The sequence below is a fragment of the Bradyrhizobium sp. Leaf396 genome (assembly GCF_001424605.1).
GTDB classification, from domain to species: domain Bacteria; phylum Pseudomonadota; class Alphaproteobacteria; order Rhizobiales; family Xanthobacteraceae; genus Bradyrhizobium; species Bradyrhizobium japonicum_C.
Genome location: NZ_LMQJ01000001.1, coordinates 18,679 through 43,793 on the forward strand (window position 1 = coordinate 18,679; position 25,115 = coordinate 43,793).

Consider the following 25,115-nt stretch of genomic DNA (forward strand, 5'->3'; position numbering starts at 1 on the left):
TCATCTTGAGTATCTACCAACTGGAAGGTAGATGACTGGCCATGAGCAACGTTTCATCCACAGCCAACGACATTCTCGCCTGCGCGCGCACCCTGATCATCGCGGGCGGCTACAACGGCTTCAGCTACGCCGACATCGCCGATGTCGTCGGCATCCGCAAGCCGAGCATTCACCACCATTTCGCCAGCAAAGTCGATCTGGTCCGGACCCTCGTGTCGCGCTATCGCGAGGAGGCGCAAGCCGGACTGGCGGCGCTTGAACGCAACGTTGCGGATCCCGGCGAGCAGCTCAGAAGCTACATCGCGTACTGGGAGGTATGTATCAAGGACGCGACGGCTCCGTTCTGCGTGTGTGCGCTCCTGGCAAGCGAGCTTCCGATCTTGCCCGAGGAAGTCGCCGTTGAAGTGCGAGCTCATTTCCGCGCGCTGGCCTCGTGGCTGACCTCGGCGATGGAGCGCGGCAAGCGGCAGGGACGATTGCAACTCGCCAGCACGGCAAGGATCGAGGCGGAATCGTTTATGGCAACCGTTCACGGCGCGATGCTGTCGGCGCGCGCCTATGGCGATCCCAAGATGTTCGGGACCATCACGCGGCCGCTGCTGGATCGGCTTTCCAGCAGGCACTGAGGAGATCGACGCGGTGCAAGCCCGCGCGGTGGGCATGCATCCGCTTCGTAATCTACCAACTAGTAGGTAAGGAAAAAGAAGTGAGAGCTCATGAACTGACCTCGGATACGGCCGATCAATGGCTGAAGCAGTACTACTTCCTGCGGGCGGCGTTTTCCGTTGGCTGGGTCGTTCTGGCCTTGGCCATCGCGCCGTCATCTGCGGTGATCGCGGCGACGCTACTCGTTGCGTATCCGGCATGGGACGCCGCGGCCAACTATCTCGACGCGCTCTCGAACGGCGGGTTGAACCAGAACCGCACGCAGGGCCTCAACGTGCTCGTCAGCCTGGCGACCACCATTGCGGTCATCCTGGCCTTGCAGGTCAGCATGAACTGGGTGCTCGGAATCTTCGGCGCCTGGGCGATCCTGTCCGGATTGCTCCAACTCGGCACTGCCTTGCGGCGCTGGAAGCTGTTTGGCGCGCAATGGGCCATGGTTCTCAGCGGAGGCCAGTCGGCGCTGGCGGGCGGCTTCTTCATCTTTCAGGCCTCGATGCCAGCAATCCCGTCGATCTCGAATGTCGCGGGCTATGCCGCGGTCGGCGCGCTCTACTTCCTGGTCTCGGCGGTCTGGTTGACCGTCACGGATTGGCGGCGTCGTGCCGCCACATGAAAATTCGCAGGGACGTCACGCCGCATACGGCGTGACGTCCCTGTGCGGGAACCGGCCGTCGAACGGACCAGCCGTGGTCACGATCGGAGTCGTGGACGAGATCAGGATCGGCGGGATGTGGCATTTGTGCCGGTGTTTTGCCCGACGAGTCAAAGGACGGTCCAGGCCTTGCACGTTGCTGACGCCGTAAGTCATTGATCCTGCAGCGACCGGCTACTGTGCATGGGGTTGTTTTCGCAGGCTTGTTGGCAGCTCGCAAACGATGCCACACAATATGCATCAGCTTGTCGACTGCGGCGGTTCCCGTTCGTCTTTCACCCAGACAGATCTGACGGGAGACCCAAATGACTTCTTCCAACTATCGCTGGGTGATCGTCGCCGCCGGCGGCCTGCTCGGCTGCGTCGCAGTCGGCGGCATGTTTTCGCTGCCGGTGTTCCTGCAGCCGATCGCAAAGGACACCGGGTGGTCGGTGACCGGCATTTCCAGCGCGATGACGGTCGGCTTCCTGGCGATGGCCTTCACCAGCATGGCCTGGGGCACGCTGACCGATCGCTTCGGCCCGTTGCCCGTGGTGCTGACGGGATCGATCGTGCTCACGCTCAGCCTGTTAGCCGCGAGCCATGCGACCTCGCTGATCGTGTTCCAGATCGTGTTCGGCCTCCTGGTCGGCGCGTCCTGTGCGGCGATCTTCGCGCCGATGATGGCGACCGTCACCGGCTGGTTCGACACAAACCGCAGCCTCGCGGTGTCGCTGGTCTCCGCCGGCATGGGCATGGCGCCGATGACGATGTCGCCGTTGGCGGCCTGGCTCGTCTCCGGCCACGACTGGCGCACCTCGATGCAGATCATCGCGCTCGTGGTCGGGGCCATCATGATCCCGGTCTCGTTCCTGGTGCGCCGTCCGCCGGCGCTCGCGCAGGCTGCTGTCGCACCGGGCGAGGGCGCTGCGCAGGCCGAGATGTCGATGGGCGACGCGCTGCGCTCGCCGCAATTCCTCATCCTGCTCGCGACCAACTTCTTCTGCTGCGCGACCCATTCGGGTCCGATCATCCACACCGTCAGCTATGCCGTGAGCTGCGGCATTCCGCTGGTCGCGGCGGTGACGATCTACAGCATCGAGGGGTTTGCCGGCCTGGGCGGGCGCATCGCCTTCGGCCTGATGGGCGACCGCTTCGGCGCCAAGCGCGTGCTGGTTTCTGGGCTGCTGCTGCAGGCCTTCGGCGCGCTCGCCTATGTCTTCGCCAACCAGCTTGCCACGTTCTACGCGGTCGGCGCCATCTTCGGCTTCATCTACGCCGGCACCATGCCGCTCTACGCCGTCCTCATCCGCGAGAACTTTCCGCTCAGGATGATGGGCACGGTGATCGGCGGCACGGCGATGGCCGGCAGCCTCGGCATGGCCACGGGCCCGCTCGCCGGCGGCCTGATCTACGACGCCTTCTCGAGCTACGCCTGGCTCTACATCGCCTCGTGGGCGATGGGCCTTGGTGCGTTCCTGATGGCGATGACGTTCCGGCCGTTCGCAAAGCCGCAAGGCGAGGTGGCGCCGGCGCCGGCGTGAGCTCCGGATGAAGGCGGGGCGTCAGAGTTGCGCCTCGATCGCGAGCTTGTCGATCACCGACCAGACCTGCCGGATCTTGCCGTCGCGAAATTCGTAGAACACGTTCTCGCAGAAGGACACGCGCTTGCCGTTGACGGCAAGACCCAGGAATGTCCCGACTGGTGCGCAATCGAACTTCAGTCGGGCGGCGATGCGGGGTGGCGCGGAGATCAGCATCTCGATGTGGAATTGCAGATCGGGAATCTCCCGAATGTCCCGTTCCAGCATCGCGCGATAGCCCGGCAGCCCGAGGGGCCGCGCGTTGTGGGCGACGTCTTCGTGCACGAATTGTCTGAGCGCCGGCCAGTCTCGCCGGTTCAGGCAGGCGATGTAGTCGCGGTAGAACTCGGCGAGCTCGTCTGTCGTCATGGCGAGGCTCCTGTGGTCCGGGTCGCAACGCACGAGCACCGCAAACAGGTCCAGCTCAGAGGCGCTTCTCGAAGAAGAGGTCCGGATAGGGATCATCGTTGAAGCGGGGAATCTCGCGCCAGCCCGTGCTGCGATAGAGCTGGCCGGCTTCGGGCAGCGCGCTGTTGGTGTCGAGCCGCAGCAGCCCGATGCCGAGTTCCCGCGCTGCATCCTCGGCTGCATCCATCAGGCGCCGGCCGAGCCGCAATCCGCGGGCTGCCGGCGCGACCCACAGCCGCTTGATCTCGGCGTAGCCGTGATCAGTTCCCTTCAACCCGACGCAACCGATCGGCAGTGTGTCCGACATCGCGACGATGAAGGTGCCGCGCGGCCGGCGCATGTCCTTGGCATCAGGATCGCGCGAGAGCGAGACGTCGAAGCCCTGGCTGAAGCGGCGCCCGAGCTCGGCATAGTACTCGCCGAGGCAGTAGCGCGCCTGTTCGCTCCGCGGGTCCACCTCGTCAAGTGCGACGCGCTCGCGCGTCAGCGCGGAGGCAATCAGGTCCATTGCCGCCAATAAGGCCTCGCGCTGCGAATGTTGCGCGAGGAGGCCTTCCGCCTGCGCGTTCGACAGCGCTTCGTAGGCCGCGAACTCGCGCCGGCCCGCGCGCGTCAATTTTGCGACACGCCGCCGCGCATCGTCCTCATGCGCGGCGGTCTCGATCAGCCCCTCGTCTTCGAGGCTGCGCAGCAGGCGGCTCATCAGCCCTGAATCGAGAGCGAGATAGTCGCGGATCTCCGCCACATCGGAACGCCCGTGCCCGATCGCATTGAGCACGCGCGCCGCACCAAGCGGCCGGCCGCGTCCGAGAAAGGAGGTGTCGAGCGCGCCGACGGCGGAGGTGACGGCACGGTTGAAGCGGCGGACGCGGGAGACCGGGTCGAGCATGATGTCTGACTTTAGTCAGATAAAATGACCTGTCAACGGTGGCGAACCGATCGGGCGCAATTGTGCGCCTCATTGTGAGTTGTGCCGGAGCGGAAGCTCGCTACCATGTGCCGGCTGCGGCGACACGCGGCCGAGCCAGCACAGCAAGCGGAGACGACATGAGCGGGCAGGAGCGCAAGGTCAAGGGATCGGATCTGTTCGTTGCGGCGCTTGAGAATGAGGGCGTTGACAAAATCTTCGGCATTCCCGGCGAAGAGAATCTCGATCTGGTCGAATCCCTCCGCACCTCCAAAATCGAGCTGATCCTGACCCGCCACGAGCAGGCTGCGGCCTTCATGGCCGCTACCCATGGTCGGCTGACCGGGAAGCCCGGCGTCTGTCTGTCGACACTTGGTCCTGGTGCTCTCAACCTGTCTACGGGCGCCGCCTACGCGCATCTCGGTGCCATGCCGATGATCCTGATCACCGGACAGAAGCCGATCATGAGCAGCCGGCAGGCGCGCTTTCAGATCGTGGACGTGGTCGCGACCATGAAGCCGCTGACGAAGCTGTCGCGGCAGATCGTCAGCGCCTCCAGCATCCCGACCGTGGTGCGCGATGCCTTTCGCGTCGCGATGGAGGAGCGGCCCGGGCCGGTGCATCTCGAGCTGCCCGAGGACATCGCGGGCGATGAAGTGCCGCCGGCTCCCGTGATTCCGGTTCATCCGATCGAGATTCCGGTTGCCCATCACGTTGCGCTCGATCGGGCCGCCGAACTGATTTTGGCAGCAAAGCGTCCGCTGGTGATGATGGGCGCTGCGACCAGCCGACCGCGATCGACGCATGGCATCGCAAGCTTCGTGCAGCGGACCGGGATTCCGTTCTTCACCACGCAAATGGGGAAGGGCACCGTGCCCGGCGGCACCAACCTCTACATGGGCACGGCAGCGCTGTCCGAGCGAGACTACGTCCACGACGCGATCGATGCGGCTGATGTGATCGTCGCCATCGGACACGACCCGATCGAGAAGCCGCCATTCATCATGGGGCCGGCGGGCCCGAAGGTGATTCACGTGAGCTACACGCCGGCGAGCGTGGAGCTGGTCTACTTTCCCGACGCCGAGGTCGTCGGCGACGTCGGCCCAAGTCTGGAGCTGCTCGCGGATCGGATCGAAGGCAGGCTGCCGCAGGCGGCGGCGCTGCTCCCGCTGCGCGAAGAGATATTGAAGCACCTCGCCGACCGGGCCACCGAAGCGCGCTGGCCGCCGACCCCGCAGCGGATCGTGCACGACATCCGCCGGGTGATCCCGGAGAACGGCATCGTCGCGCTCGACAACGGCATGTACAAGATCTGGTTCGCGCGCAACTACCGCACCCGAGTCGCGAACACGCTGCTGCTCGACAACGCGCTTGCGACCATGGGCGCCGGCCTCCCGTCGGCGATGATGGCCGCGATGCTATATCCCGACCGCCGCGTGCTCGCCATTGCCGGCGACGGTGGTTTCATGATGAACAGCCAGGAGATGGAGACGGCTGTCCGACTCAAGCTCAATCTGGTCGTGCTGGTGCTGGAGGACAATGCCTACGGCATGATCCGCTGGAAGCAGGCCGTCGATCGTTTCGCTGACTACGGCATGACCTTCCGCAATCCCGACTTCGTTGTCTACGGGAAGGCTTATGGCGCGAAAGGACATCGCATCGAGAGCATCGACCGCTTCGGACCGACGCTGGAAGAGGCATTCCAGGAGGGCGGCGTGCATCTGGTCTCCATCCCGGTCGATTATTCGGAGAACGTGCGAGTGCTGGTGGATGAGCTAAGGGCGCACGAGAAGGCAAAGGCGTGAGTCTGGGCCTTCTCCGCTACACACGTCATTGCGAGGGCAGCGAAGCAATCCAGAATCGTTCTTGAGAGGCGGCTGGATTGGTCCGTCGCTTCCGCTCGTCGCAATGACGGAGTATGCGGATCGGCCCAAATGCGATAACAATCCGCTTGAGCATTACCAACCCAACCACAGGACTATGAAATGACCCGCGTTCGTTGTGTCACCGAGATGGGCATGGGCGTCGACGTTCACGGCAGGGACGCTACCAAGGCGGCAAAGCGCGCGGTGTCCGATGCGATCCGACATTCGAGCCTCGGCTTCTTCCGGATGATCGGGAAGACCGCGAACGACATGTTCGTCGACGTCACGATTGCGGTGCCCAACCCGGAGGCCGTCGACAAGGAAGCCGTCGCCAAGGAGCTGCCTTACGGCACCGTAACGGTTACGGCGGTCAAAGGCGGGCTGGAGATTCCCTCGGCCACGGAAGCGGCCAACGATCCGATCCTGATCGCCAATGCGGCCGTGATCGTCAGCTTCGACAAGGACTAGGCCAATGTCCGACACCGATCTGGCGCTGCTGGATCGTCCGATCTGGAGCGCGTTGACGACGAGCCAGAGGCACCTGGCCGAAGGCGGCCCACGGGCGCTGCGCTATCCCGTGGACATGACGCCGTTTGCCGACATGGCCGACATGTCGGCGGAAAGCTTTGCTGCGCTCGGTGATCTGCTGTCCGGTTCTCAGGTGGCTGCGCTGTTCACGCCGGAGCCGGTCGAGGTTCCCGCGGGCTTCAAGGTGGTGCTCGCCGATACAGGTGAGCAGATGATCGGCTCGCCGGCCGACAGCCCGTTGCGCGATGCCGAGATCGTCACGTTGGGGGCGGCCGACGTGCCCGCGATGATGGCACTGACCGAGCTGACGAAGCCCGGTCCATTCGCGCGGCGTACTCATGAGCTCGGCACGTTCCTCGGCATTCGCTCCGGCGGCGAACTGGTTGCGATGACGGGGGAGCGCATGAAGCCGGGAAAGTTTGTCGAGATGACCGCCGTCTGCGTGCATCCGGACTACCGTGGGCGGGGCTACGCGCAGGCGTTGCTCGCGGCGGTCGCGCGCCGGATCGAGGCTCGCGGCGAGATTCCGTTCCTGCACGTGTTTTCCAGCAACACGTCGGCGATCGCGCTCTACGAACGGCAGGGCATGTGGATTCGCCGGCGCCTGCACGTCACTGCGCTAATGAAACAGGCATGAGCCGCGCGTAGGGCTTCATATTGCACGAATTCGCGCTATATCGATTCCAACCATAACAGGGGGGATTACATGGACGCCAGGACACCTGATTTTTCCGCCGCACGGACGGCGATGCAGCGCTACGTCGATCAGGAGATCATTCCAGGCGCATCCTGGGCGGTGCTGCGCGGGCGCGAAGTGCTCGATCAGCAATGCGTCGGCTTTGCCGATCGCGAGGCGAACACAGCGCTTCGGCCGGACCATATTTTCCGCGCGTTCTCCAACACCAAGATCTTCGTCACCTGCGCGATCATGCTGCTGGTCGAGGAAGGCGGCATCGGGCTCGATGACCCCGTCGAAAAGGTCCTGCCGCAGCTTGGCAATCGCAAGGTGCTGAAGCAGGGCGCGGCAAGTCTCTCGGACGTCGAGCCCGCAACAAGCCCGATCACGATCCGCAAGCTTCTGACCCACACCTCCGGCCTGAGCTACGGCATCTTCGATCCCGGCACGGTGCTGTTCAAGGGGTACAACGATGCGCGTGTGCTCAATCCTCTGACCCCGCTCTCGGACCTGATCGACAAGCTTGCCGATCTGCCGCTGTCCTATCATCCAGGCACGGCCTGGGAATATTCAGTGGCGACCGACGTACTCGGCCGTGTCGTTGAGGTCGTCTCGGGCCAGCCGCTCGACGTCTTTCTCAAAGCGCGCATCTTCGACCCGCTCGGCATGATCGATACCGGCTTCCACGTGCCGGAGGCGCAGCAGGGCAGGCTGGTCGCGCTCTACAATGGTGCTGACGTGCTTGACCCTATGAAGCCGGGTCTCACGCGTGCCGACAATCTTCCCTTTCCGCAGGCCTATCGGCGGCCATTCCCGAGGCTCTCGGGCGGCGGCGGTCTGGTCTCTACCTTGCCTGATATGCTCGCACTGGTGCGTGCGCTGCTGCCCGGGTCTGATGCGCTGCTGAAGCCGGCGACGCTGCGGCTGATGATGACGAACCAGCTAGGAGCGGGGCAGACCATCCGTTTCGCAACTCTCGGGCCGATCCCCGGCAAGGGCTTCGGTCTCGGCGGCGCCGTCACCTTCGCGCCGACGCCGTTCGACCCTCCGAATTCGACCGGCGAATTCCAGTGGGGCGGTCTTGCCGGCACCCATTGGTGGATCTGCCCGGAGGCCAATACTGCGGGTGTGCTGATGGCCCAGCGCTACATGGGCTTCTGGAATCCGTTCTTCTTCGAGTTCAAGCGGCTGGCCTACCAGGCCGTAGGCGCGAACTGACGCGAGAGTCGGCTCGTTCGTCTGTCTCAGGCTGCGACAAGGGCAAAGCGAGCGGGAGGTTGGGCCTCCCGCTCGTCGTTGTCAGTCCTTCCAGGGATCGAACTCGCCTTCGCCGGCCATCGCGACCGCGAACGGCCGCAACGTGTGCAGCACCTTCACGGTGCCCGCATGTTGCGCCAGCACGTCCGGCAGGCGGCGATAGGCCATCGGGCTCTCGTCGAGGTCGGCACCGATCAAGGTGACGCCGCGCTCGTTGAGCCACTGGTCCATCTCCGCCCGCGAGAAGCGCCGCTTCGCCTCCCTTCGTCCGAACAGGCGGCCGGCGCCGTGCACGGTCGAGTAGAGCGAGGCCCTGGCCTCCGGGCTGTCGACGCCTTCGAGGATGACGGCATCGTCGCCCATCGAGCCGCCGACGAATCCCTTCTGGCCGGGAAACGCCGGCGTCGCGCCCTTGCGCACCACCCACAGATCCTTGCCGTCGTGGGTCTCACGCCAGGCGTAGTTGTGGTGGTTGTGCACCGTCTCGGTCACGCTGCCGCCGATGATCTGGCGGACGCGCTCGACGACCCATTCGCGGCCCGCATAGGCATAGCGCCCGGCGAGCTGCATCGCCGCGATGTAGCGGCGGCCGAGCTCGCTGTCCTCGTCAACCACGGCCGGCGGAACGTTCATGCCGTCCTTGCCGCCGGCAGCCTTGAGGTAGCGCGTCGCGGAGGTGTGCCCGAGACCGCGGCTTCCGAAATGGACGCCGATCCAGACGAAGCCTTCCTCGTCGCGCATGAGGTCGACATAATGGTTGCCCGATCCGACAGTGCCGAGCTGGCTCACCGCTTTCTTGCGGTAATCCTCCATGTCGCTCTCGCGCCAGGCGTCGCCGTCGTCGAACAGTTCGTGCTCGGCCCGTTCGGCGTTGGCACGGCCGACGCCGAACGAGATCACCTTGGCGACGTCGCGGATGATCGTTGGAGCGATCTGCGCGATGTCGGCGAAGCGGGTGTCGAGCCGGGCCGCCATGTTGCCGCAGCCGATGTCGAAGCCGACGCCGGAGATGCTGATCTGCTTCTCATAGGCGATGACCCCGCCGACCGGCTGGGCGTAACCGAGATGGCCGTCGGCGCAGATCACGCCGGATACGACGTTGCCGACCGCCATGCAGTTGCGCATCTGCGCGATGGTCGCGTCCTCGTGCGGGCCGAACACCTTCAGCGGCGCATTCTGGAAGCGGGCGTCCTGGGTGCGGAACTCGGCGATGGAGTCTGCGGTGGCATTGGCCTCGCGGGCAAGATGCTCCTTGCGCGCGGCATCCTTGTACAGGCACCAGGCGGGCTGGCCGCGTCCTTCGCCGACGCGCGAGTCGGGATCGACGCCGGCGGCAAGGCAGAGCTCGCGGGCGCGTTCCATGTAGGGATCGGGTCGTCGCATGGTGGTGGGTCCTTGTCATTCCGCTCGCACAATCCTCGGGCGGGCGGATCAATCCGGTGAGTTCTAAAGCCCCGGGCGCAGTCTCCTGCGTCCGGGGCCGCTGTCGTTCCGCATCAGTTCAACGCCGTCTCCGACGCTGCGATCCACGCGACCACGGCCTCGGAGAAGCCGTTGACGCGGGTCCAGGCGCCGTGGCCGACACCGTGCTGATACGAGGCCACGTTGACCATGGTGCCGCGCGCCCTCGGCTCGGGCACCTGGTCGTGGCTCTGCTCGTCGGTGAAGACGATGAGGCGATCGCCCTTGCGGTCGATCTCCGTCACGGCCTTGCCGAGATAGGTTCCGCCATGCGGCTGCGAGTTGATGATCGCATCTCGAAGCGCGAAGCCGCGGCGGGGCGGGACCTTCACGACCTCGTTTGAGAAGGTGAAGATCTCGACCTCGTCGCAGATCTCGCGCGCGAGGATGGCAAGGCCACACGCCGCCTCCGCGCGCGTCATTTCCGACTGCGCGGAGAGGGTCGCGAACATCGAGCCCGACACGTCGATCAGGAGCCGGGTGCGGCCCGGAAGCCGTACATGGTCCTTGACCGATTTGAGCATCGCAGCCTCGAGCTCGGGCTCGAAGTCCGGCGCGTAGCGCGCCGCCGTGATGAAGCGATAGGGAAGGAGTCGATCCGTCCGCATCGCCTCGATCGCCCCTGCGATGGTCTCGCGCGGGACCAGCGCATTCTGCATCAGGCGCAGATTGCGCAGCAGCGCCAGGCCGCCGAGCTTGCGCTCGGCGATCAGCCGCTCGAAGGTCTCGCGCTTGTTCTTGCCGGCCGAGAGCGAAACCTCCCAGGTGTCGGGAGAGGCGAGCTCGCCATCGACGAACTGCTTCCACACCTTGGCCTGCCCGGCATCCTTCGGCTTGGCGTGGACCAGGAACAGCACGTCCCTGATCCGCACCGCGCCGTCGCGATCCCACTTGGCGAGCTGATAGGCGTCGAACTTGGTCAGCGCCCGGGCTAGGCCCTTCTTCACCTGCGCCGAAACCGGCTGACGCTTGCGCTGCTGCATCGGCCCCAGCGCATCCGCCCAGTAGATCGCGAGCAGCTCCGTCATCTCGTCGGGACGCTGGATCACCCGGGCGAGCGTGTCCGCGACAAGGCCGCGGTGCTTCTCGCTCCGCGCCATCTCGCGGATGACGAGCAGCGGCGCGTGCCGCAGCTTCATCACCTCGCGCGCCTCGATCGCAAGCTCTGCGACCTTGGCAGGCGCGACCTTGGGCACCAGGGCCTTGATGCGGTCGGCGATCGCAACGCCGTCCTCGTAGAACTGGTCCTCCCACAGGAGGCAGTTCATCAATGCCCGCTTCAGCTCCATCTCGGGCGTGAAGCGCCTCGCACGCGCGCCCTCCCGCGTGAAGGCGCGAACGATCTTGTTGAGCCTGACCATGACGGCCTCCTCTTGGGTTGATTGTGAATGAAACGGGGTGCCGGGGAACAAGCGAGGCTGTCCTGCCCACGAGGGGCTCCACATGCTCTACCGCTGAGCTACGGACTTGCGTCCGGAAGGAGTCGAACCTTCGACAGTGTGATTCACGAAGTAACAGCGCTCTTCACCACCGGCGCGAAAGGGACACGATCCGGGAACAGGCGATTCTGTGACCCGGCAAGCGCAAGCTTGCCGGAAAGCGCTCTATCCGCTGAGCTACCGGTGCATGGGACACCGGGCGGGATTCGAACCCGCGACCTCTCGCGTTGCAGGCGAAGTAACAGAAATCTTCACCACGGATCGTGATGGGGTTGGCGGGGAACGGGCGATGCTGTTGCCGCTCCGAGGAGCAAGAACTGAGCTACGGCATTTCAGCCGGCGAGATTCGAACCCGCGACCTCCGTCCTGGCAGGCCAGGACGGCGCTCTACCGAAGTAACAGACATCTTCACCACCGCCGGGCCGATGCTGTCGCACTGGCCGTTGATGGGTACGCTGGGGAACGGGCGATATCGGCTTTCAGTGACGACAACGCAGGGCCGTCCTTGCGGAGGGACCTGCGCCGGGCCGCGTGCGTACCTTTTCCGAGGCCGCATCCCGGTGCGTGTGTCAAAGGCAGGAGGCATCACCCGCTTTGCCTTGCGGAGAAGTATCCGACATCTTCACCACCAGCGTCGGTTGAGCCGCGACCACTCGCGGCAAACCGAGTTAAAAAAAATCTATCGCGGCGCTGTCGACGCGCCGCCGTTTGCGAACCCGTTGGGTTCGCTCTGCCATCGGTGTCCGGCTCATCGCCTCGTTCCCTCCGGCAGGCCCCGCGCACTTGGGCACGCGCCTTCTCAGCGCGAGCCCCGGGATCCGGGTCTCCCGTTCCGGCCGATGCCGGGTTGTTCGGTTGGGCCGCGCGGCGGGCAACAAAAAACCCTCCGGAGCGGCAGGCTCGGGAGGGTCCGTGAGAAGCGGACGGTCGATCTTGCGGTCAGGCAAGATCGCTCCCATGAGCCGGGCATGCAACATCGAATAGCTCTGGGCTATTCGGCATGCGGACAATTCTTTCGTAGCGGTGCAACATCGCTCGGTTCATGGTGTCTGTCGCAAACGGAAGTGTTTGCGAGGGCGCGGGACATACGCCCGCGACTTGTGAATGTCAAGCGAAGCTGCTCGAGCAAATTAAGATGACGCACGCATGACGTCGAATTTTCTCGGTCTCGATGGATTTCGTTTCGGCTGGGTCTCAGCCTGGATCGACGATCGTGGCGACCACGGCTTCGATTATTCACCGGGCCTGACGCGCCTGCTCGCGATGCGGCATGCGCGCGCGATGATCGACATGCCGATCGGATTGAAATCGAGCGGCTACCGCGCTTGCGATCTGCGGGCTCGCGAACTGGTAGGACCCGCCGTCTTTCTCGGTGCACGCCGCGACCTCTGGACCTTTCCCGACATGGCCGCAGCCAATCGCCATTACTGGGCGCACGAAGGCGAGGGGAGGGGAATATCGGTGCAGCTCTGGAACATCAGGGACAAGCTGAGAGAGGTCGACGACGCCATGACGCCGACCAGACAGGCGACGATCGGCGAGGCGCATCCGGAGTTGATCTTCTGGAATCTCGCTGGGCAAGTCCGTCTTGCAAAGAAGACGTCAGCGCAGGGGCTCGAACAGCGCATTTCGTTGCTTGAGCAACGCGGCTTCACGCGTTTGCCGAAATGGCTGAAGCTGCGTCACGGCACTGGCATCGCCCGCGACGACCTCATCGACGCGTGCGCCTGCGCGGTCGCGGCGCGCGACAGCAGGCAGCGCGTCGGCGGCAAGGAATTCGATCCGCGCGGATTGCGGATGGAGATCAACTACTGAATCGATCAATTCTCCCGATCGATCTCAGCTCCGAAATGCCTGCGACCGTTTCGGCTCGGGTCCAAGGAGTCGCTCTCGTCATCCAATCTTGCCGCTCTGGCTTCGTACGTCTCGGCCATTGCCCGCAGCCGCCGCGCGGCTGCGTCATGGGCGAGATTGTTCGCGACGCGGCGACAGCGTTTGGCGTGGTCGAGCAGGGCGCGCTTCTCGATGTTCATCTGCCTACAACGCGCAAGCATCGCCGATGCTCCCATCCAATCACCTTGTCGGCTTGTCATTAATCGGGAAAAATAGGCAATATTTTCGCAGAAGGCGCGGAACATGGTGCTGGAGCTGACGTTGAGGGCAAAAGACGTCAGTGGGAAGAACGATCATGTATGATGTTCGCCAGTGGGCGACTGCGATGCTTGCGATTTCATTCACGGCCATGCTGCTGGTGACAGGCCGATGGTTTATCGACTATCGATTGCAGCATGAGACAAGGACTCCGGTCGTGGCTTCCGCGACGGTGCCGCTGTAGGTCGCCTTGAGCGACGCTCCGCCTCGAGCGCTGACCTTGCCCCGTTCGCCGGCTCGCCTAGATTAGACCACATCGTGCGATGCAGCCGGAGTGCCGATGTCTGATCTATCCGTTTTCCCCATCACCAAGCGCTGGCCGGCCAGGCCTCCCGAGCTGCTTCAGCTCTACTCCTGCCCACGCCGAACGGCGTCAAGGTCTCGATCATGCTGGAGGAGATCGGGCTGCCTTACGAGGTTCATCTCGTCGATTTCGGCAAGGACGATCAGAAGACGGCCGAATTCCTCTCGCTCAATCCGAACGGCAAGATTCCCGCAATTCTCGATCCCGACGGCCCCGGCGGCAGGCCGCTGCCGCTGTTCGAGTCCGGCGCGATCCTGCAATACCTCGCGGAGAAGACGGGCAAGCTGCTGCCGGTAGACGCCGTGCGCCGCTACCAGACCATCCAGTGGGTGCACTTCCAGATGGGCGGCATCGGGCCGATGTTCGGCCAGGTGGGCTTCTTTCACAAATTTGCCGGCAAGGATTTCGAGGACAAGCGGCCCCGTGACCGCTACGTCGCGGAAGCCAAGCGCCTGCTTGGCGTGATGGAGACGCATCTTTCCATCCGGCAATGGTTCATGGATGACGACTACACTATCGCCGACATCTCCATGCTCGGCTGGGTGCGCAATCTCATCGGCTTCTACGGGGCGGGCGATCTCGTCGAGTTCAGCCAGTTCAAGACCGTCGGTGCCTGGCTCGAACGCGGCCTTGCGCGTCCGGCGGTGCAGCGCGGGTTGAGCATTCCGCAGCGGCCGTGATGCTTCATTAGAACAGCCGGCCGCCGTTCGGCACGGGCTTGCTCGGCTGCACCAGCACGACCTTGCCGTTCGCATCGGGGAAGCCGAGCGTCAGCACCTCGGAGACGACGGGGCCGATCTGGCGCGGCGGGAAGTTGACGACGGCCGCGACCTGCTGCCCCACGAGACTATCGAGTGGGTGATTTTCGGTGATCTGGGCCGAGCTCTTGCGCACGCCGATGACGGGGCCGAAATCGATCCACAGCCGCCACGCCGGCTTGCGCGCCTCCGGAAACGGCTTGGCGTCGACGATCGTGCCGACGCGGACATCGACCGCGAGGAAGCTGTTGAAGTCGATGGTCGGCGAGGCGGCGGCTGCGGGATCGTGCGTCACGTGCATGGGATGTCCGTTCGGAGAGTTGGGTGGTTCGCAATATTGTCGCGCGAAGCGGAGTTTCGTACAACGTTGGCCCCAGCACGATACGCCATGCGCGAGGACCGTCTTGCCCAACATCATCTACGGCATCAAGAATTGCGACACCATGAAGAAGGCCCGCGCCTGGCTCGATGCCCATGGTGTGCCTTATGAGTTTCACGACTACAAGGCGGCGGGCGTTGAGAAGGATCGGCTCGAGCGGTGGAGCGGCAAGGTCGGCTGGGAGACGCTGCTCAACCGCGCAGGGACGACCTTCAAGAAGCTGCCCGATTCCGACAAGGACGGGCTCACCGAGAAAAAGGCGCTGGCATTGATGCTGGCGCAGCCATCGATAATCAAGCGGCCGGTGCTGGAAGTCGGCGGCAAGCTGCTGGTCGGCTTCAAGCCGGAGATCTATGCCAAGGAGGTCGGCGGCAAGGCGCGCTGACTGCTAGTTCAACTCGATGATCTCGGTGACGATGCCGGAATCCGGCTGGTCGGATAGCTCGACCACTTCCGCAGGGGAGATGCGGCCGGGAGCGCGATGAAACAGCTCGCGATCAATTACGGCGCGCATCTTTGGACGCGGCAGCGCGTCATTTCCGCGCATCAGGTTCTTGATCTCAAAGCCCCCGTCCTCGCAGAAGGTCTTGACCGAAGCGATGACGTGACAGACCTTGCCGTCGGTCTGGAACGGCAGCAGCAGCCTTTCATAGGCGACGTTGCGCCCATAGATGTCCTCGACGTCGGCCACGCTGTAGACGGGCAGTCCGCGTGCCACGCATTGATGGTAGATCGGCATCACGAGGGGCGCGAGTTGCGGCCCGATATAGTCATCCAGCGGAACGCCCTTGCCGGTATGTCCATAGGCACGGGAGATGCGTGTGCCTTCGCTCTGGATGATGAGGCGCGGCGTCGGGGCCGAGAAATCCACCGTATAGTAGATGAGATCCGACAGCTCCTCCTCGAGCCGCGCGGGCTGATACTCCCAGATCGCCGGCGCGATCTGCTGGCGCGCATAAAGTCGCAGCCACGTGTTCAGGAGATCGCGTTGCCGGATCGACTTGACGACGGAGGGAGCGGCGCCTGCAAAATCCAAAGCAATATTCTCCGCACGTGAAGACCCCCGCATGATCCAGCCTGCGGGAAAATTTTTGATGAAGGCTGGCGCACGGCGCGAAAGACCGTTAACGACGGCTTGATGGCCGGTGCCTTGCGAACCGGGAGGCCGGGCAGGCACGCATCAAAACACCTCCGACCAAGGGAGCATTTGTCCCAGCCGGAGGCGTGATCTGCTCAGCTTTCCGCCTTGCCTAACCCCCGTCACCTCCGGCATATTCCGCGCCCGGAGGCGGCGGCCCGGGTGGGCTCCAAGGCCTCCGGACAGCCGAAGCAACAAGGACAGCCACGCGCCTGGCGCGGGCAGGGGGAAATCTGTTTGGCCGATGAGTTCATTCTCGAAACGGAAGGCTTGACCAAGGAGTTCGCGGGCTTCTTCGCCGTACGCGACGTTGCGCTCAAGGTTCGCCGTGGGAGCATTCACGCGTTGATCGGCCCGAACGGGGCCGGCAAGACGACCTGCTTCAATCTCTTGACCAAGTTCCTCAAACCGTCAGCCGGAAAAATCCTGTACAAGGGGCAGGACATCACGGCGATGGCGCCGGCGGACGTCGCCCGCATGGGTCTGGTGCGTTCGTTCCAGATTTCAGCGGTGTTTCCCCATCTCACCGCGCTGGAAAACGTCCGCGTCGCGCTTCAGCGCCAGCATGGCTCTTCGTTCGATTTCTGGCGCTCGAAGTCGGTGCTCAATCGCTTCAACGACCGGGCGCGTGAGCTGCTGAACGATGTCGGCCTCAGCGAGTTCGCGAACACGCCCGCGGTCGAGATGCCTTATGGGCGCAAGCGCGCACTTGAGATCGCAACGACGCTGGCGCTCGACCCAGAGATGATGCTGCTCGACGAGCCGATGGCCGGCATGGGCCACGAGGACATCGACAAGATCGCGGCGCTGATCAAGCGCATCTCCGCGAAATATACCATCCTGATGGTCGAGCATAATCTGAGCGTCGTGGCCAACCTCTCCGACATCATCACCGTGCTGACGCGCGGTCAGGTGCTCGCGCAGGGCCATTATTCCGAGCTCACCAAGGACGAGCGCGTCAAGGAAGCCTATCTGGGAGCCGGTCATGCCTGACACTGCGATCGCCGAGGCCCCGGCCATGGCCACGACCGGCGGAAACATCCTCCAGGTCCGCAACCTCGAAGCCTGGTACGGCGAGTCCCACATCCTGCACGGGATCAACTTCGACGTGAATGCGGGCGAGGTCGTCACCCTGCTCGGGCGTAACGGCGCCGGCAAGACGACCACGCTAAAGTCGATCATGGGCATCATCGGCAAGCGCTCCGGCTCGGTGAAATTCAACGACCAAGAGATCATCCGCGCGACCTCCGACAAGATCGCGCGCATGGGAATCGCGTTCTGCCCGGAAGAGCGGGGCATATTCTCCAGCCTCGACGTGCGGGAGAATCTGATGCTGCCGCCGGTGGTCCGTGAGGGCGGACTGCCGCTCGATCAGATCTTCGAGCTCTTTCCGAACCTGAAGGAGCGGCTCGGCAGCCAGGGCACCAAGCTGTCCGGCGGCGAGCAGCAGATGCTGGCGATCGCGCGCATCCTGCGCACCGGCGCGAGCTTCCTGATGCTGGACGAGCCGACCGAAGGTCTGGCGCCCGTCATCATCCAGCAGATCGGCCACACCATCGCGCGGCTCAAGAAGGAGGGGTTCACGATCCTCCTGGTCGAGCAGAATTTCCGCTTCGCGTCCACCGTCGCCGACCGTTACTACGTGGTCGAGCACGGCAAGATCATTGACGGATTTTCCAACGCGGAGCTTGCCGCCAACATGGACAAGCTCCACACCTATCTCGGTGTCTGATATTGCCGACAAGAAGATTCAAAAAGGAAAGTTGCATGAAGACCATGTCGATTGCGTCATTGCTGCTGACCACTGCTCTTGCCGTCGCGGTGACAGGCGCAGCCTTCGCGCAGGACAAGACGGTCAAGATCGGCGCGCTGTCCGATCAGTCCGGCCTCTATGCCGACCTCGGCGGACCGGGCTCGACGCTCGCCGCGCAGATGGCCGTTGAGGATTCCGGCCTCGCCGCGAAGGGCTGGAAGATCGACATCATCTCCGGCGATCACCAGAACAAGCCCGATATCGGCACCGCGATCGCGCGGCAGTGGTTCGACGTCGACAAGGTCGACGTCATCGTCGACGTGCCGAACTCCGGCGTGGCGCTGGCCGTCAACAACGTCATCAAGGAGAAGAACGGCGTCTACATCAACTCGGGCGCGGCGACCTCCGACCTCAGCAACGCGCAGTGCTCGCCCAATACCGTGCACTGGACCTACGACACCTACATGCTGGCCCACACCACCGGACAGGCGCTGGTGAAGGCCGGCGGCGACAGCTGGTTCTTCCTGACCGCGGACTATGCCTTCGGTGCGGCGCTCGAGCGCGACACCAGCGCGGTCGTCACCGCCAACGGCGGCAAGGTGGTCGGCGGCGTCAAGCATCCGCTGAATACGCCGGACTTCTCCTCCTTCCTGCTCCAGGCGCAGTCGTCCAAGGCCAAGATCATCGGTCTTGCCAATGCCGGCGGCGACACCACCAACACGATCAAGCAGGCGGCCGAGTTCGGCATCGGCAAGGGCGGCCAGAAGCTCGCGGCCCTCTTGCTGTTCCTCACCGACGTCAAGGCGATCGGCCTGGAGACGGCCCAGGGCCTCAACTTCACCGAGACGTTCTACTGGGACATGAACGACCAGACCCGGGCGTTCTCCAAGCGCTTTGCCGCGAGGATGAAGAACAATGCGCCGCCGACCATGGTGCAGGCCGGCGTCTATGCCGGCGTGCGTCATTATCTCAAGGCGCTGGAAGCCCTCGGCGGCAACCCGCATGACGGCGTCAAGATCGTCCAGAAGATGAAGTCGATGCCGACCGAGGACGATCTGTTCGGCAAGGGCGAGATCCAGCCGAACGGGCGCACCATCCACAACGCCTATCTGTTCGAGGTGAAGAAGCCCTCGGAGTCCAAGGGACCATGGGACTTCTACAAGCTGGTCGGCACCGTGCCGGGCGACCAGGCTTTCACGCCGCTATCCGAGAGCAAGTGCGCGCTCTTGAAGAAGTAAGATAACGTCGCGCAGGTCTTGAGGCCTGCGGGCAAGTTTCAGGGAACGCCGAAGGGACCGGGTGCGGGATCGATGCAGGCTCTATACGCTCAGCTACTGGTGGGACTGATCAACGGCTCGTTTTACGCGCTGCTCAGTCTCGGGCTCGCCGTGATCTTCGGCATGCTCAACATCATCAACTTCGCCCATGGCGCGCTCTACATGATGGGCGCCTTCGTCGCCTACTTCCTGTTGAACCTGGGCGGGATCAACTATTGGTGGGCGCTCCTGCTGGCGCCGATCATCGTCGGCATCTTTGGCATGATCCTGGAGCGGACCATGCTGCAATGGCTGACCGGGCTCGACCATCTCTACGGGCTGCTGCTGACCTTCGGCATCGCGCTGATCGTTCAGGGCGTGTTCCAGAACTACTTCGGCTCCTCCGGCCTGCCTTACGCGATTCCGGACCAGCTCAAGGGCGGCATGAATCTCGGCTTCATGTTCCTGCCGATCTACCGTGGCTGGGTCGTCGTGTTCTCGCTGGTGGTGTGTCTGGCCACCTGGTTCCTGATCGAGAAGACGCAGCTCGGCGCTTATCTGCGCGCCGCCACTGAAAACCCCACCCTGGTTCGCGCCTTCGGCATCAACGTGCCGCGCATGATCACACTGACCTACGGTCTTGGCGTCGGCCTTGCCGCGCTGGCCGGCGTGCTCTCGGCGCCGATCAACCAGGTGCGGCCGCTCATGGGCGCCGACCTCATCATCGTCGTGTTCGCGGTGGTCGTGATCGGCGGCATGGGATCCATCATGGGCTCGATCATCACCGGCTTCGCGCTCGGCGTGATCGAGGGCCTGACCAAGTATTTTTACCCCGAGGCCTCCAACACCGTCGTGTTCGTGCTGATGGTGCTGGTGCTCTTGGTGAAGCCAACGGGATTGACGGGAAGGGCGGCCTGAGATGACAACCCTGACGGACGACACGCTGCCGGCAACCCCGCGCGCGATGCGCGACGAGATGACGGTGTTCGTGGTGATGGCGCTGCTGCTTGCGGCGGTCCCATTCACGGGAGTCTATCCGTTCTTCGTGATGCAGGCGCTGTGCTTCGCGCTGCTCGCCTGTGCCTTCAATCTGCTGATCGGCTATGGCGGCCTGCTCTCGTTCGGCCATGCGATGTTCCTGGGAACGGCCGGCTATTGCAGCGCGCATGCGCTCAAAGTGTGGGCGCTGCCGCCGGAGCTCGGCATTCTCGTCGGCGTCGCGGCGGCTTTCGTGCTCTCGATCGTCACCGGCTATATCTCGATCCGACGCCAGGGCATCTATTTCTCGATGATCACCCTGGCGCTGTCGCAGCTCCTGTACTTCATCTATCTCCAGGCCCCGTTCACCCATGGCGAGGACGGCATCCAGGGCATTCCGCAGGGGCGCATGTTCGGCCTCCTCGATCTGTCTCAGCCGACGGTGCTGTATTACGTGGTGCTGGTCGGCTTCCTTGCCGGCTTCCTCCTGATCTTCCGCATCATCAACTCGCCGTTTGGCGAGGTGCTGAAGGCCATCCGCGAGAACGAGCCGCGCGCGATCTCGCTGGGCTACCGCACCGACCAGTACAAGTTCCTGGCCTTCGTCCTGTCGGGTACGCTGGCCGGCCTTGCCGGAGCGCTCAAAGTCTTCGTGGCGCAGAATGCCTCGCTCACCGACGTGCACTGGTCGATGTCGGGCGAGGTCGTCCTGATGACGCTCGTCGGCGGTCTCGGCACCATCTTTGGTCCGGTGGTCGGCGCCTTCGTCATCATCGCCATGCAGCAATATCTGGCGGGCTTCGGCCAGTGGGTGACGGTCATCCAGGGCGTGATCTTCGTGACCTGCGTGCTCACCTTCCGTCGCGGCGTCGTCGGCGAAATCGCGCACTACTTCCGACGATCGCTCTAAGTAATTGATTCCAGTTCAATTTACTTGCTGCGTGAAAGCGGTGGATGATCCGGCTCCGCGGGCGTGAGATGACACGCGCGCGGATCGAAAATGGTCTATGACAGTTTTGTGACGGCCCCTTGGGGCCTGGCCATTTCCAACCGGTAGCCTACCTCGATGATGCGATGGTTTCGTGCGTTCCTGCCCAGGGAAGAGCGGTTCTTCGACCTGTTCGACCGGCATGCCCAGACGGTGATCCAGGGGGCCATCGCGCTCCAGGGTATGCTCAACGGGGGGCAGGAGACGCCGGTTTATTGCCAGCGCGTCAACCAGTTCGAGAACGAGGCCGACAACATCACTCGCGAGGTGCTGACAGCGGTGCGGCGCACCTTCATCACGCCGTTCGACCGCGGCGACATCAAGAACCTCATCACCTCGCTGGACGATGCGATCGACCAGATGCAGCAGACGGCCAAGGCCGTCATGTTGTTCGAGGTTCGCAGCTTCGAGCCGCCCATGCGCGAGATCGGCGCGCTCCTGATCGAATGCGCCAATCTGGTGGGACGTGCGCTGCCGCTGATGCAGTCGATCGGACCCAACGTCGCGATGCTGACTGCCATCACCGAAGAGCTCGGCAAGCTCGAGGGGCGGGTCGACGATCTCCACGACATCGGCCTCAAGGAGCTCTTTCTGAAGCATCGCGAAGGCAATGCGATGGACTTCATCGTCGGCGCCGAAATCTACGATCATCTCGAGAAGGTGGCCGATCGCTTCGATGATGTCGCGAACGAGATCAACAGCATCGTCATCGAGCAAGTGTAGCGCATGATCCGGACAGGCGTGCAGCGGTCTTCCTTCGCGACGAACGCGGAACGCGTTCGCGCGGAGGTCGTGCGCAGAGCTTAGAGCGGGGGCCGCGCTGTGGATGCCGCGTTGGCTTTTCCTGTCCTGGTCGGCCTGATCGCCGTCGCGCTGCTGTTCGACTTCCTGAACGGCCTCCACGACGCCGCCAATTCGATCGCGACCATCGTCTCGACACGCGTGCTGCGGCCGCAATTCGCCGTGTTCTGGGCCGCCTTCTTCAATTTCATCGCTTTTCTGGTGTTCGGACTGCACGTCGCCCAGACCATTGGCACCGGCATCATCGATCCCGCGGTCGTCGATGCCCAGGTGATTTTCGCGGCGCTGGTCGGGGCCATCGTCTGGAATCTCGTGACCTGGGCGCTCGGTATCCCGTCCTCATCGTCGCACGCATTGATCGGCGGGCTCGTCGGCGGCGGCATGGCCAAGGCGGGGATCTCGGCCGCGGTCTGGAGCGGCCTGTCCAAGACGGTCCTGGCGATCGTGCTGTCGCCGCTGGTCGGTTTCCTGCTCGCGATGTTGCTGGTGGCGGTCGTGTCCTGGGCGTCGGTGCGCTCGACGCCGTTCGCGGTCGACCGCGCCTTTCGTATCCTGCAGTTCGCGTCCGCCTCGCTCTATTCGCTCGGCCATGGCGGCAACGACGCGCAGAAGACCATGGGCATCATCGCGGTGCTGCTGTATTCGCAGGGCCATCTCGGCAGCGAGTTCTCGGTGCCGTTCTGGGTGGTGCTGTCCTGCCAGGCGGCGATGGCGCTGGGCACGCTGATGGGCGGCTGGCGGATCGTCCGCACCATGGGCCTGCGCATCACCAAATTGACGCCGATGCAGGGCTTTTGCGCCGAGACGGGCGGCGCGGCAACCCTGTTCATGGCGACCTATCTCGGCGTTCCCGTCTCGACCACCCATACCATCACCGGCGCCATCGTCGGCGTCGGCGCTGCGCGCCGCGTCTCGGCGGTGCGCTGGAACGTCGCAAGCTCGATCGTCTATGCCTGGGTGATCACGATCCCGGCCTCGGCCATCGTGGCCGCGCTGACCTGGTGGGTGGTCCAGCTCGTCAAGTGACGAGCTTCAGCCCGATGATGCCGGCAACGATCAGGCCGATGCTGGCAAGCCGGAGCGCGCTAGCCGGCTCGCCGAACAGAAAGATCCCGAGCGCCGCGGTGCCGACCGCGCCGATGCCGGTCCAGACCGCGTAAGCGGTTCCCACGGGCAGGGACCTGAGCGCAAGCCCGAGCAGAATGACGCTCCCGGCCATCGCCGCCAGCGTGATCACGGACGGAACAAGCCGGGTGAAGCCCTCGGTATATTTCAGGCCGATCGCCCAGACGATCTCGAGGAGACCGGCGACGAACAGGATGCTCCAGGCCATGACGACCCTCCAATCAAGGCAGGGTCGTCCCCGCGGCGAGGTGCTGAGAAAGGGGAAGGCCGTCCTTCCCGAAAGCCGATATGGGGCTGGCCGGAAGCCTCCGCAATCACCACATGAGGCTTGATCAGGCCCGCTTTCCCTGCCACACGCTCCCGCCATGTCCGACATCGCCACCCCTACAGCCGAATCGCCGGCCCGTTCCCCGCTTGCCGCCGAAGTGGCGCGGCGGCGCACCTTTGCGATCATCTCGCATCCTGACGCCGGCAAGACCACGCTGACCGAAAAGCTGCTGCTTTTCGGCGGCGCGATCAATCTGGCCGGTCAGGTCAAGGCCAAGGGCGAGCGGCGCAACACCCGCTCTGACTGGATGAAGATCGAGCGCGAGCGCGGCATCTCCGTGGTGACCTCGGTGATGACCTTCGAGTTCGAGGGCCTCGTCTTCAACCTCTTGGACACGCCGGGCCACGAGGACTTTTCGGAGGACACCTATCGCACGCTGACAGCCGTGGATTCCGCCGTGATGGTGATCGACGCCGCCAAGGGCATCGAGGCGCGCACCCGCAAGCTGTTCGAGGTGTGCCGTCTGCGCGACATTCCGATCATCACCTTTATCAACAAGATGGACCGCGAGAGCCGCGACGTGTTCGAGCTGCTCGACGAGATCGAGAAGACGCTGGCGCTCGACACCACGCCGATGACCTGGCCGGTCGGTCGCGGTCGCGACTTCCTCGGCACCTACGACGTGATCAATGGTGGCGTGCGGCTGCTGGAAGGCGGCGGCGCCAAGACCGGCGCGGCACAGCAGATCGCGATCGAAGAGCTCGCCAAGCTCAGCGCCAATCTCGATGTCTCCGCGGTAAAGGACGAGCTCGAGCTCGTCACCGAGGCGTCAAAGCCGTTCGAGCTCGAGGCGTTCCGCGAGGGCCATCTGACGCCGGTCTATTTCGGCAGCGCGCTGCGCAATTTCGGCGTTGGCGACCTCCTGGAGGGCCTTGGCAGGTTCGCACCCGAACCGCGCGCTCAGGACAGCGACCAGCGCAAGGTCGAGGCCACCGATCCGCGCATGAGCGCTTTCGTGTTCAAGATCCAGGCCAACATGGATCCGAACCACCGCGACCGCATCGCCTTCGCACGGCTCTGCTCCGGCAAGCTCAGCCGCGGCATGAAGGCCAAGCTCGTGCGCACCGGCAAGAGCATGCCGCTGTCGAGCCCGCAATTCTTCTTCGCGCAGGACCGCTCGGTGGCGGACGAGGCCTTCGCCGGCGACGTCGTCGGCATCCCCAATCACGGCACGCTGCGCATCGGCGATACGCTGACGGAAGGCGAGGATTTCAACTTCGTCGGCGTGCCGAGCTTCGCTCCGGAAATTGTCCGCCGCGTACGGCTCACCGACGCGATGAAGGCGAAGAAGCTGAAGGAAGCGCTCCAGCAGATGTCGGAAGAGGGCGTGGTACAGGTGTTCCGCCCACGCGACGGCGCGCCGGCGCTTGTCGGAGTGGTCGGTGCGCTGCAGCTCGATGTGCTGAAGGCGCGTCTCGAGGCCGAATATTCGCTGCCGGTCGAGTTCGAGGTCAGCGAGTTCCAGCTGGCGCGCTGGGTCTCCTCCGAGGACCGCAAGAAGCTCGACACCTTCATCGCCGCCAACACCTCCAGCATCGCCGACGACGTCGATGGCGATCCCGTGTATCTGGCACGGAATGAGTTCTATCTTGGCTACACCAAGGAGCGCGCGGAGGGCATCGAGTTCAGCAACGTGAAGGACGTCAAGAAGAAGGGGTAGGGCGCAACACGCCCCTTCACGCGCGAGCATGTGAATGCACGCGGGGTTGACGTATTCATGGGCAATGCCACTTCT

Annotated in this window: 25 protein-coding genes and 1 pseudogene; 18 read left to right on the forward strand and 8 right to left on the reverse strand. The window is 64.0% G+C overall.

The window, feature by feature from the left end; all coding sequences use genetic code 11:
• Positions 1-41: 41 nt before the first annotated feature.
• From ASG57_RS00090 to ASG57_RS00100, 3 genes are all read left to right on the forward strand, one after another.
• Complete coding sequence (locus ASG57_RS00090; RefSeq protein WP_024338179.1) at positions 42-626, forward strand: TetR/AcrR family transcriptional regulator; 585 nt, start codon at positions 42-44, stop codon at positions 624-626.
• A gap of 80 nt (positions 627-706) precedes the next feature.
• A complete protein-coding gene (locus ASG57_RS00095; RefSeq protein ID WP_057195485.1) occupies positions 707-1,279 on the forward strand; it encodes a hypothetical protein in 573 nt (190 codons plus the stop codon).
• Positions 1,280-1,623: 344 nt separating this feature from the next.
• Positions 1,624-2,841, forward strand: coding sequence for an MFS transporter (locus ASG57_RS00100; protein WP_024338177.1), 1,218 nt, complete (start codon positions 1,624-1,626; stop codon positions 2,839-2,841).
• Between the two features lie 21 nt (positions 2,842-2,862).
• On the opposite strand, the gene ASG57_RS00105 is transcribed toward ASG57_RS00100, so the two are convergent.
• Positions 2,863-3,249, reverse strand: a complete 387-nt coding sequence (locus ASG57_RS00105; RefSeq protein WP_024338176.1) for an ester cyclase — start codon at positions 3,247-3,249, stop codon at positions 2,863-2,865.
• Between the two features lie 55 nt (positions 3,250-3,304).
• Positions 3,305-4,177, reverse strand: a complete 873-nt coding sequence (locus ASG57_RS00110) for a bifunctional helix-turn-helix transcriptional regulator/GNAT family N-acetyltransferase (RefSeq protein WP_024338175.1) — start codon at positions 4,175-4,177, stop codon at positions 3,305-3,307.
• Positions 4,178-4,335: 158 nt separating this feature from the next.
• Here ASG57_RS00110 and ASG57_RS00115 point away from each other — a divergent pair, with 158 nt between their 5' ends.
• The 4 genes from ASG57_RS00115 to ASG57_RS00130 all read left to right on the forward strand — a co-directional run bounded on the left by ASG57_RS00115 (position 4,336) and on the right by ASG57_RS00130 (position 8,482).
• Positions 4,336-6,000, forward strand: a complete 1,665-nt coding sequence (locus tag ASG57_RS00115; protein ID WP_024338174.1) for an acetolactate synthase large subunit — start codon at positions 4,336-4,338, stop codon at positions 5,998-6,000.
• A gap of 180 nt (positions 6,001-6,180) precedes the next feature.
• Complete coding sequence (locus tag ASG57_RS00120; RefSeq protein ID WP_024338173.1) at positions 6,181-6,528, forward strand: Lin0512 family protein; 348 nt, start codon at positions 6,181-6,183, stop codon at positions 6,526-6,528.
• Positions 6,529-6,532: 4 nt separating this feature from the next.
• Positions 6,533-7,225, forward strand: coding sequence for a GNAT family N-acetyltransferase (locus tag ASG57_RS00125; RefSeq protein ID WP_024338172.1), 693 nt, complete (start codon positions 6,533-6,535; stop codon positions 7,223-7,225).
• Positions 7,226-7,294: 69 nt separating this feature from the next.
• The gene (locus tag ASG57_RS00130) at positions 7,295-8,482 is read left to right on the forward strand and encodes a serine hydrolase domain-containing protein (protein WP_024338171.1); all 1,188 of its coding nucleotides are present in this window, start codon (positions 7,295-7,297) and stop codon (positions 8,480-8,482) included.
• Between the two features lie 81 nt (positions 8,483-8,563).
• On the opposite strand, the gene ASG57_RS00135 is transcribed toward ASG57_RS00130, so the two are convergent.
• Positions 8,564-9,904 (reverse strand): RtcB family protein, encoded by a 1,341-nt coding sequence (locus ASG57_RS00135; RefSeq protein WP_024338170.1) that lies wholly within the window; start codon positions 9,902-9,904, stop codon positions 8,564-8,566.
• 113 nt (positions 9,905-10,017) lie between these two features.
• Positions 10,018-11,343 carry a TROVE domain-containing protein gene (locus tag ASG57_RS00140; protein ID WP_057195486.1) on the reverse strand — a complete coding sequence of 442 codons (1,326 nt, stop codon included), beginning with the start codon at positions 11,341-11,343 and terminating at the stop codon, positions 10,018-10,020.
• A gap of 1,224 nt (positions 11,344-12,567) precedes the next feature.
• Between ASG57_RS00140 and ASG57_RS00150 the strand changes: the two genes are divergently transcribed.
• The gene (locus tag ASG57_RS00150; RefSeq protein ID WP_024338167.1) at positions 12,568-13,236 is read left to right on the forward strand and encodes a DUF429 domain-containing protein; all 669 of its coding nucleotides are present in this window, start codon (positions 12,568-12,570) and stop codon (positions 13,234-13,236) included.
• Between the two features lie 5 nt (positions 13,237-13,241).
• Here the strand turns inward: ASG57_RS00150 and ASG57_RS00155 are convergent, their stop codons facing one another.
• The gene (locus ASG57_RS00155; RefSeq protein WP_155248329.1) at positions 13,242-13,559 is read right to left on the reverse strand and encodes a hypothetical protein; all 318 of its coding nucleotides are present in this window, start codon (positions 13,557-13,559) and stop codon (positions 13,242-13,244) included.
• Positions 13,560-13,852: 293 nt separating this feature from the next.
• On the opposite strand from ASG57_RS00155, the pseudogene ASG57_RS00160 reads away from it, so the two are divergent.
• Positions 13,853-14,556: pseudogene (locus ASG57_RS00160) on the forward strand (glutathione S-transferase family protein).
• A gap of 7 nt (positions 14,557-14,563) precedes the next feature.
• Here the strand turns inward: ASG57_RS00160 and ASG57_RS00165 are convergent.
• Complete coding sequence (locus tag ASG57_RS00165) at positions 14,564-14,935, reverse strand: tRNA-binding protein (RefSeq protein WP_024338165.1); 372 nt, start codon at positions 14,933-14,935, stop codon at positions 14,564-14,566.
• Between the two features lie 103 nt (positions 14,936-15,038).
• Between ASG57_RS00165 and ASG57_RS00170 the strand changes: the two genes are divergently transcribed.
• A complete protein-coding gene (locus ASG57_RS00170) occupies positions 15,039-15,398 on the forward strand; it encodes an ArsC family reductase (RefSeq protein WP_024338164.1) in 360 nt (119 codons plus the stop codon).
• 3 nt (positions 15,399-15,401) lie between these two features.
• Here ASG57_RS00170 and ASG57_RS00175 read toward each other — a convergent pair whose 3' ends face one another.
• On the reverse strand, positions 15,402-16,082 hold the full coding sequence (locus ASG57_RS00175) for a PAS domain-containing protein (RefSeq protein WP_024338163.1): 681 nt from the start codon (positions 16,080-16,082) through the stop codon (positions 15,402-15,404).
• Positions 16,083-16,388: 306 nt separating this feature from the next.
• Here ASG57_RS00175 and ASG57_RS00180 point away from each other — a divergent pair, with 306 nt between their 5' ends.
• From ASG57_RS00180 to ASG57_RS00210, 7 genes are all read left to right on the forward strand, one after another.
• Positions 16,389-17,144, forward strand: coding sequence for an ABC transporter ATP-binding protein (locus tag ASG57_RS00180; RefSeq protein ID WP_008551999.1), 756 nt, complete (start codon positions 16,389-16,391; stop codon positions 17,142-17,144).
• Positions 17,137-17,883 (forward strand): ABC transporter ATP-binding protein, encoded by a 747-nt coding sequence (locus ASG57_RS00185; protein ID WP_024338162.1) that lies wholly within the window; start codon positions 17,137-17,139, stop codon positions 17,881-17,883. Before ASG57_RS00180 ends, ASG57_RS00185 begins: the two co-directional genes overlap by 8 nt.
• A gap of 35 nt (positions 17,884-17,918) precedes the next feature.
• Positions 17,919-19,142, forward strand: coding sequence for an ABC transporter substrate-binding protein (locus ASG57_RS00190; RefSeq protein ID WP_024338161.1), 1,224 nt, complete (start codon positions 17,919-17,921; stop codon positions 19,140-19,142).
• Between the two features lie 72 nt (positions 19,143-19,214).
• Complete coding sequence (locus ASG57_RS00195) at positions 19,215-20,078, forward strand: branched-chain amino acid ABC transporter permease (RefSeq protein ID WP_008551982.1); 864 nt, start codon at positions 19,215-19,217, stop codon at positions 20,076-20,078.
• A gap of 1 nt (position 20,079) precedes the next feature.
• Positions 20,080-21,048: a branched-chain amino acid ABC transporter permease gene (locus ASG57_RS00200; RefSeq protein ID WP_024338160.1), complete on the forward strand. Its 969-nt coding sequence runs from the start codon at positions 20,080-20,082 to the stop codon at positions 21,046-21,048.
• A 156-nt stretch (positions 21,049-21,204) separates the two neighbouring features.
• Positions 21,205-21,849, forward strand: a complete 645-nt coding sequence (locus tag ASG57_RS00205) for a DUF47 domain-containing protein (RefSeq protein ID WP_024338159.1) — start codon at positions 21,205-21,207, stop codon at positions 21,847-21,849.
• A gap of 99 nt (positions 21,850-21,948) precedes the next feature.
• A complete protein-coding gene (locus tag ASG57_RS00210) occupies positions 21,949-22,953 on the forward strand; it encodes an inorganic phosphate transporter (RefSeq protein ID WP_024338158.1) in 1,005 nt (334 codons plus the stop codon).
• On the opposite strand, the gene sugE is transcribed toward ASG57_RS00210, so the two are convergent.
• Positions 22,946-23,260, reverse strand: a complete 315-nt coding sequence (sugE, locus tag ASG57_RS00215; RefSeq protein WP_024338157.1) for a quaternary ammonium compound efflux SMR transporter SugE — start codon at positions 23,258-23,260, stop codon at positions 22,946-22,948. The two genes, ASG57_RS00210 and sugE, sit on opposite strands and share 8 nt — an antisense overlap.
• A 157-nt stretch (positions 23,261-23,417) precedes the next feature.
• Here sugE and ASG57_RS00220 point away from each other — a divergent pair, with 157 nt between their 5' ends.
• Positions 23,418-25,040 carry a peptide chain release factor 3 gene (locus tag ASG57_RS00220; protein ID WP_024338156.1) on the forward strand — a complete coding sequence of 541 codons (1,623 nt, stop codon included), beginning with the start codon at positions 23,418-23,420 and terminating at the stop codon, positions 25,038-25,040.
• Positions 25,041-25,115: the final 75 nt, after the last annotated feature.

Bases quoted from the DNA above. Each gene is read 5' to 3' on its own strand.
- ASG57_RS00090 (WP_024338179.1), top strand. From the start codon at position 42: ATGAGCAACGTTTCATCCACAGCCAACGACATTCTCGCCTGCGCGCGC.
- ASG57_RS00100 (WP_024338177.1), top strand. From the start codon at position 1,624: ATGACTTCTTCCAACTATCGCTGGGTGATCGTCGCCGCCGGCGGCCTG.
- ASG57_RS00105 (WP_024338176.1), bottom strand. From the start codon at position 3,249: ATGACGACAGACGAGCTCGCCGAGTTCTACCGCGACTACATCGCCTGC.
- ASG57_RS00110 (WP_024338175.1), bottom strand. From the start codon at position 4,177: ATGCTCGACCCGGTCTCCCGCGTCCGCCGCTTCAACCGTGCCGTCACC.
- ASG57_RS00115 (WP_024338174.1), top strand. From the start codon at position 4,336: ATGAGCGGGCAGGAGCGCAAGGTCAAGGGATCGGATCTGTTCGTTGCG.
- ASG57_RS00120 (WP_024338173.1), top strand. From the start codon at position 6,181: ATGACCCGCGTTCGTTGTGTCACCGAGATGGGCATGGGCGTCGACGTT.
- ASG57_RS00125 (WP_024338172.1), top strand. From the start codon at position 6,533: ATGTCCGACACCGATCTGGCGCTGCTGGATCGTCCGATCTGGAGCGCG.
- ASG57_RS00130 (WP_024338171.1), top strand. From the start codon at position 7,295: ATGGACGCCAGGACACCTGATTTTTCCGCCGCACGGACGGCGATGCAG.
- ASG57_RS00135 (WP_024338170.1), bottom strand. From the start codon at position 9,904: ATGCGACGACCCGATCCCTACATGGAACGCGCCCGCGAGCTCTGCCTT.
- ASG57_RS00140 (WP_057195486.1), bottom strand. From the start codon at position 11,343: ATGGTCAGGCTCAACAAGATCGTTCGCGCCTTCACGCGGGAGGGCGCG.
- ASG57_RS00150 (WP_024338167.1), top strand. From the start codon at position 12,568: ATGACGTCGAATTTTCTCGGTCTCGATGGATTTCGTTTCGGCTGGGTC.
- ASG57_RS00155 (WP_155248329.1), bottom strand. From the start codon at position 13,559: ATGTTCCGCGCCTTCTGCGAAAATATTGCCTATTTTTCCCGATTAATG.
- ASG57_RS00165 (WP_024338165.1), bottom strand. From the start codon at position 14,935: ATGCACGTGACGCACGATCCCGCAGCCGCCGCCTCGCCGACCATCGAC.
- ASG57_RS00175 (WP_024338163.1), bottom strand. From the start codon at position 16,082: ATGCGGGGGTCTTCACGTGCGGAGAATATTGCTTTGGATTTTGCAGGC.
- ASG57_RS00185 (WP_024338162.1), top strand. From the start codon at position 17,137: ATGCCTGACACTGCGATCGCCGAGGCCCCGGCCATGGCCACGACCGGC.
- ASG57_RS00190 (WP_024338161.1), top strand. From the start codon at position 17,919: ATGAAGACCATGTCGATTGCGTCATTGCTGCTGACCACTGCTCTTGCC.
- ASG57_RS00195 (WP_008551982.1), top strand. From the start codon at position 19,215: ATGCAGGCTCTATACGCTCAGCTACTGGTGGGACTGATCAACGGCTCG.
- ASG57_RS00200 (WP_024338160.1), top strand. From the start codon at position 20,080: ATGACAACCCTGACGGACGACACGCTGCCGGCAACCCCGCGCGCGATG.
- ASG57_RS00205 (WP_024338159.1), top strand. From the start codon at position 21,205: ATGATGCGATGGTTTCGTGCGTTCCTGCCCAGGGAAGAGCGGTTCTTC.
- sugE (WP_024338157.1), bottom strand. From the start codon at position 23,260: ATGGCCTGGAGCATCCTGTTCGTCGCCGGTCTCCTCGAGATCGTCTGG.
- ASG57_RS00220 (WP_024338156.1), top strand. From the start codon at position 23,418: ATGTCCGACATCGCCACCCCTACAGCCGAATCGCCGGCCCGTTCCCCG.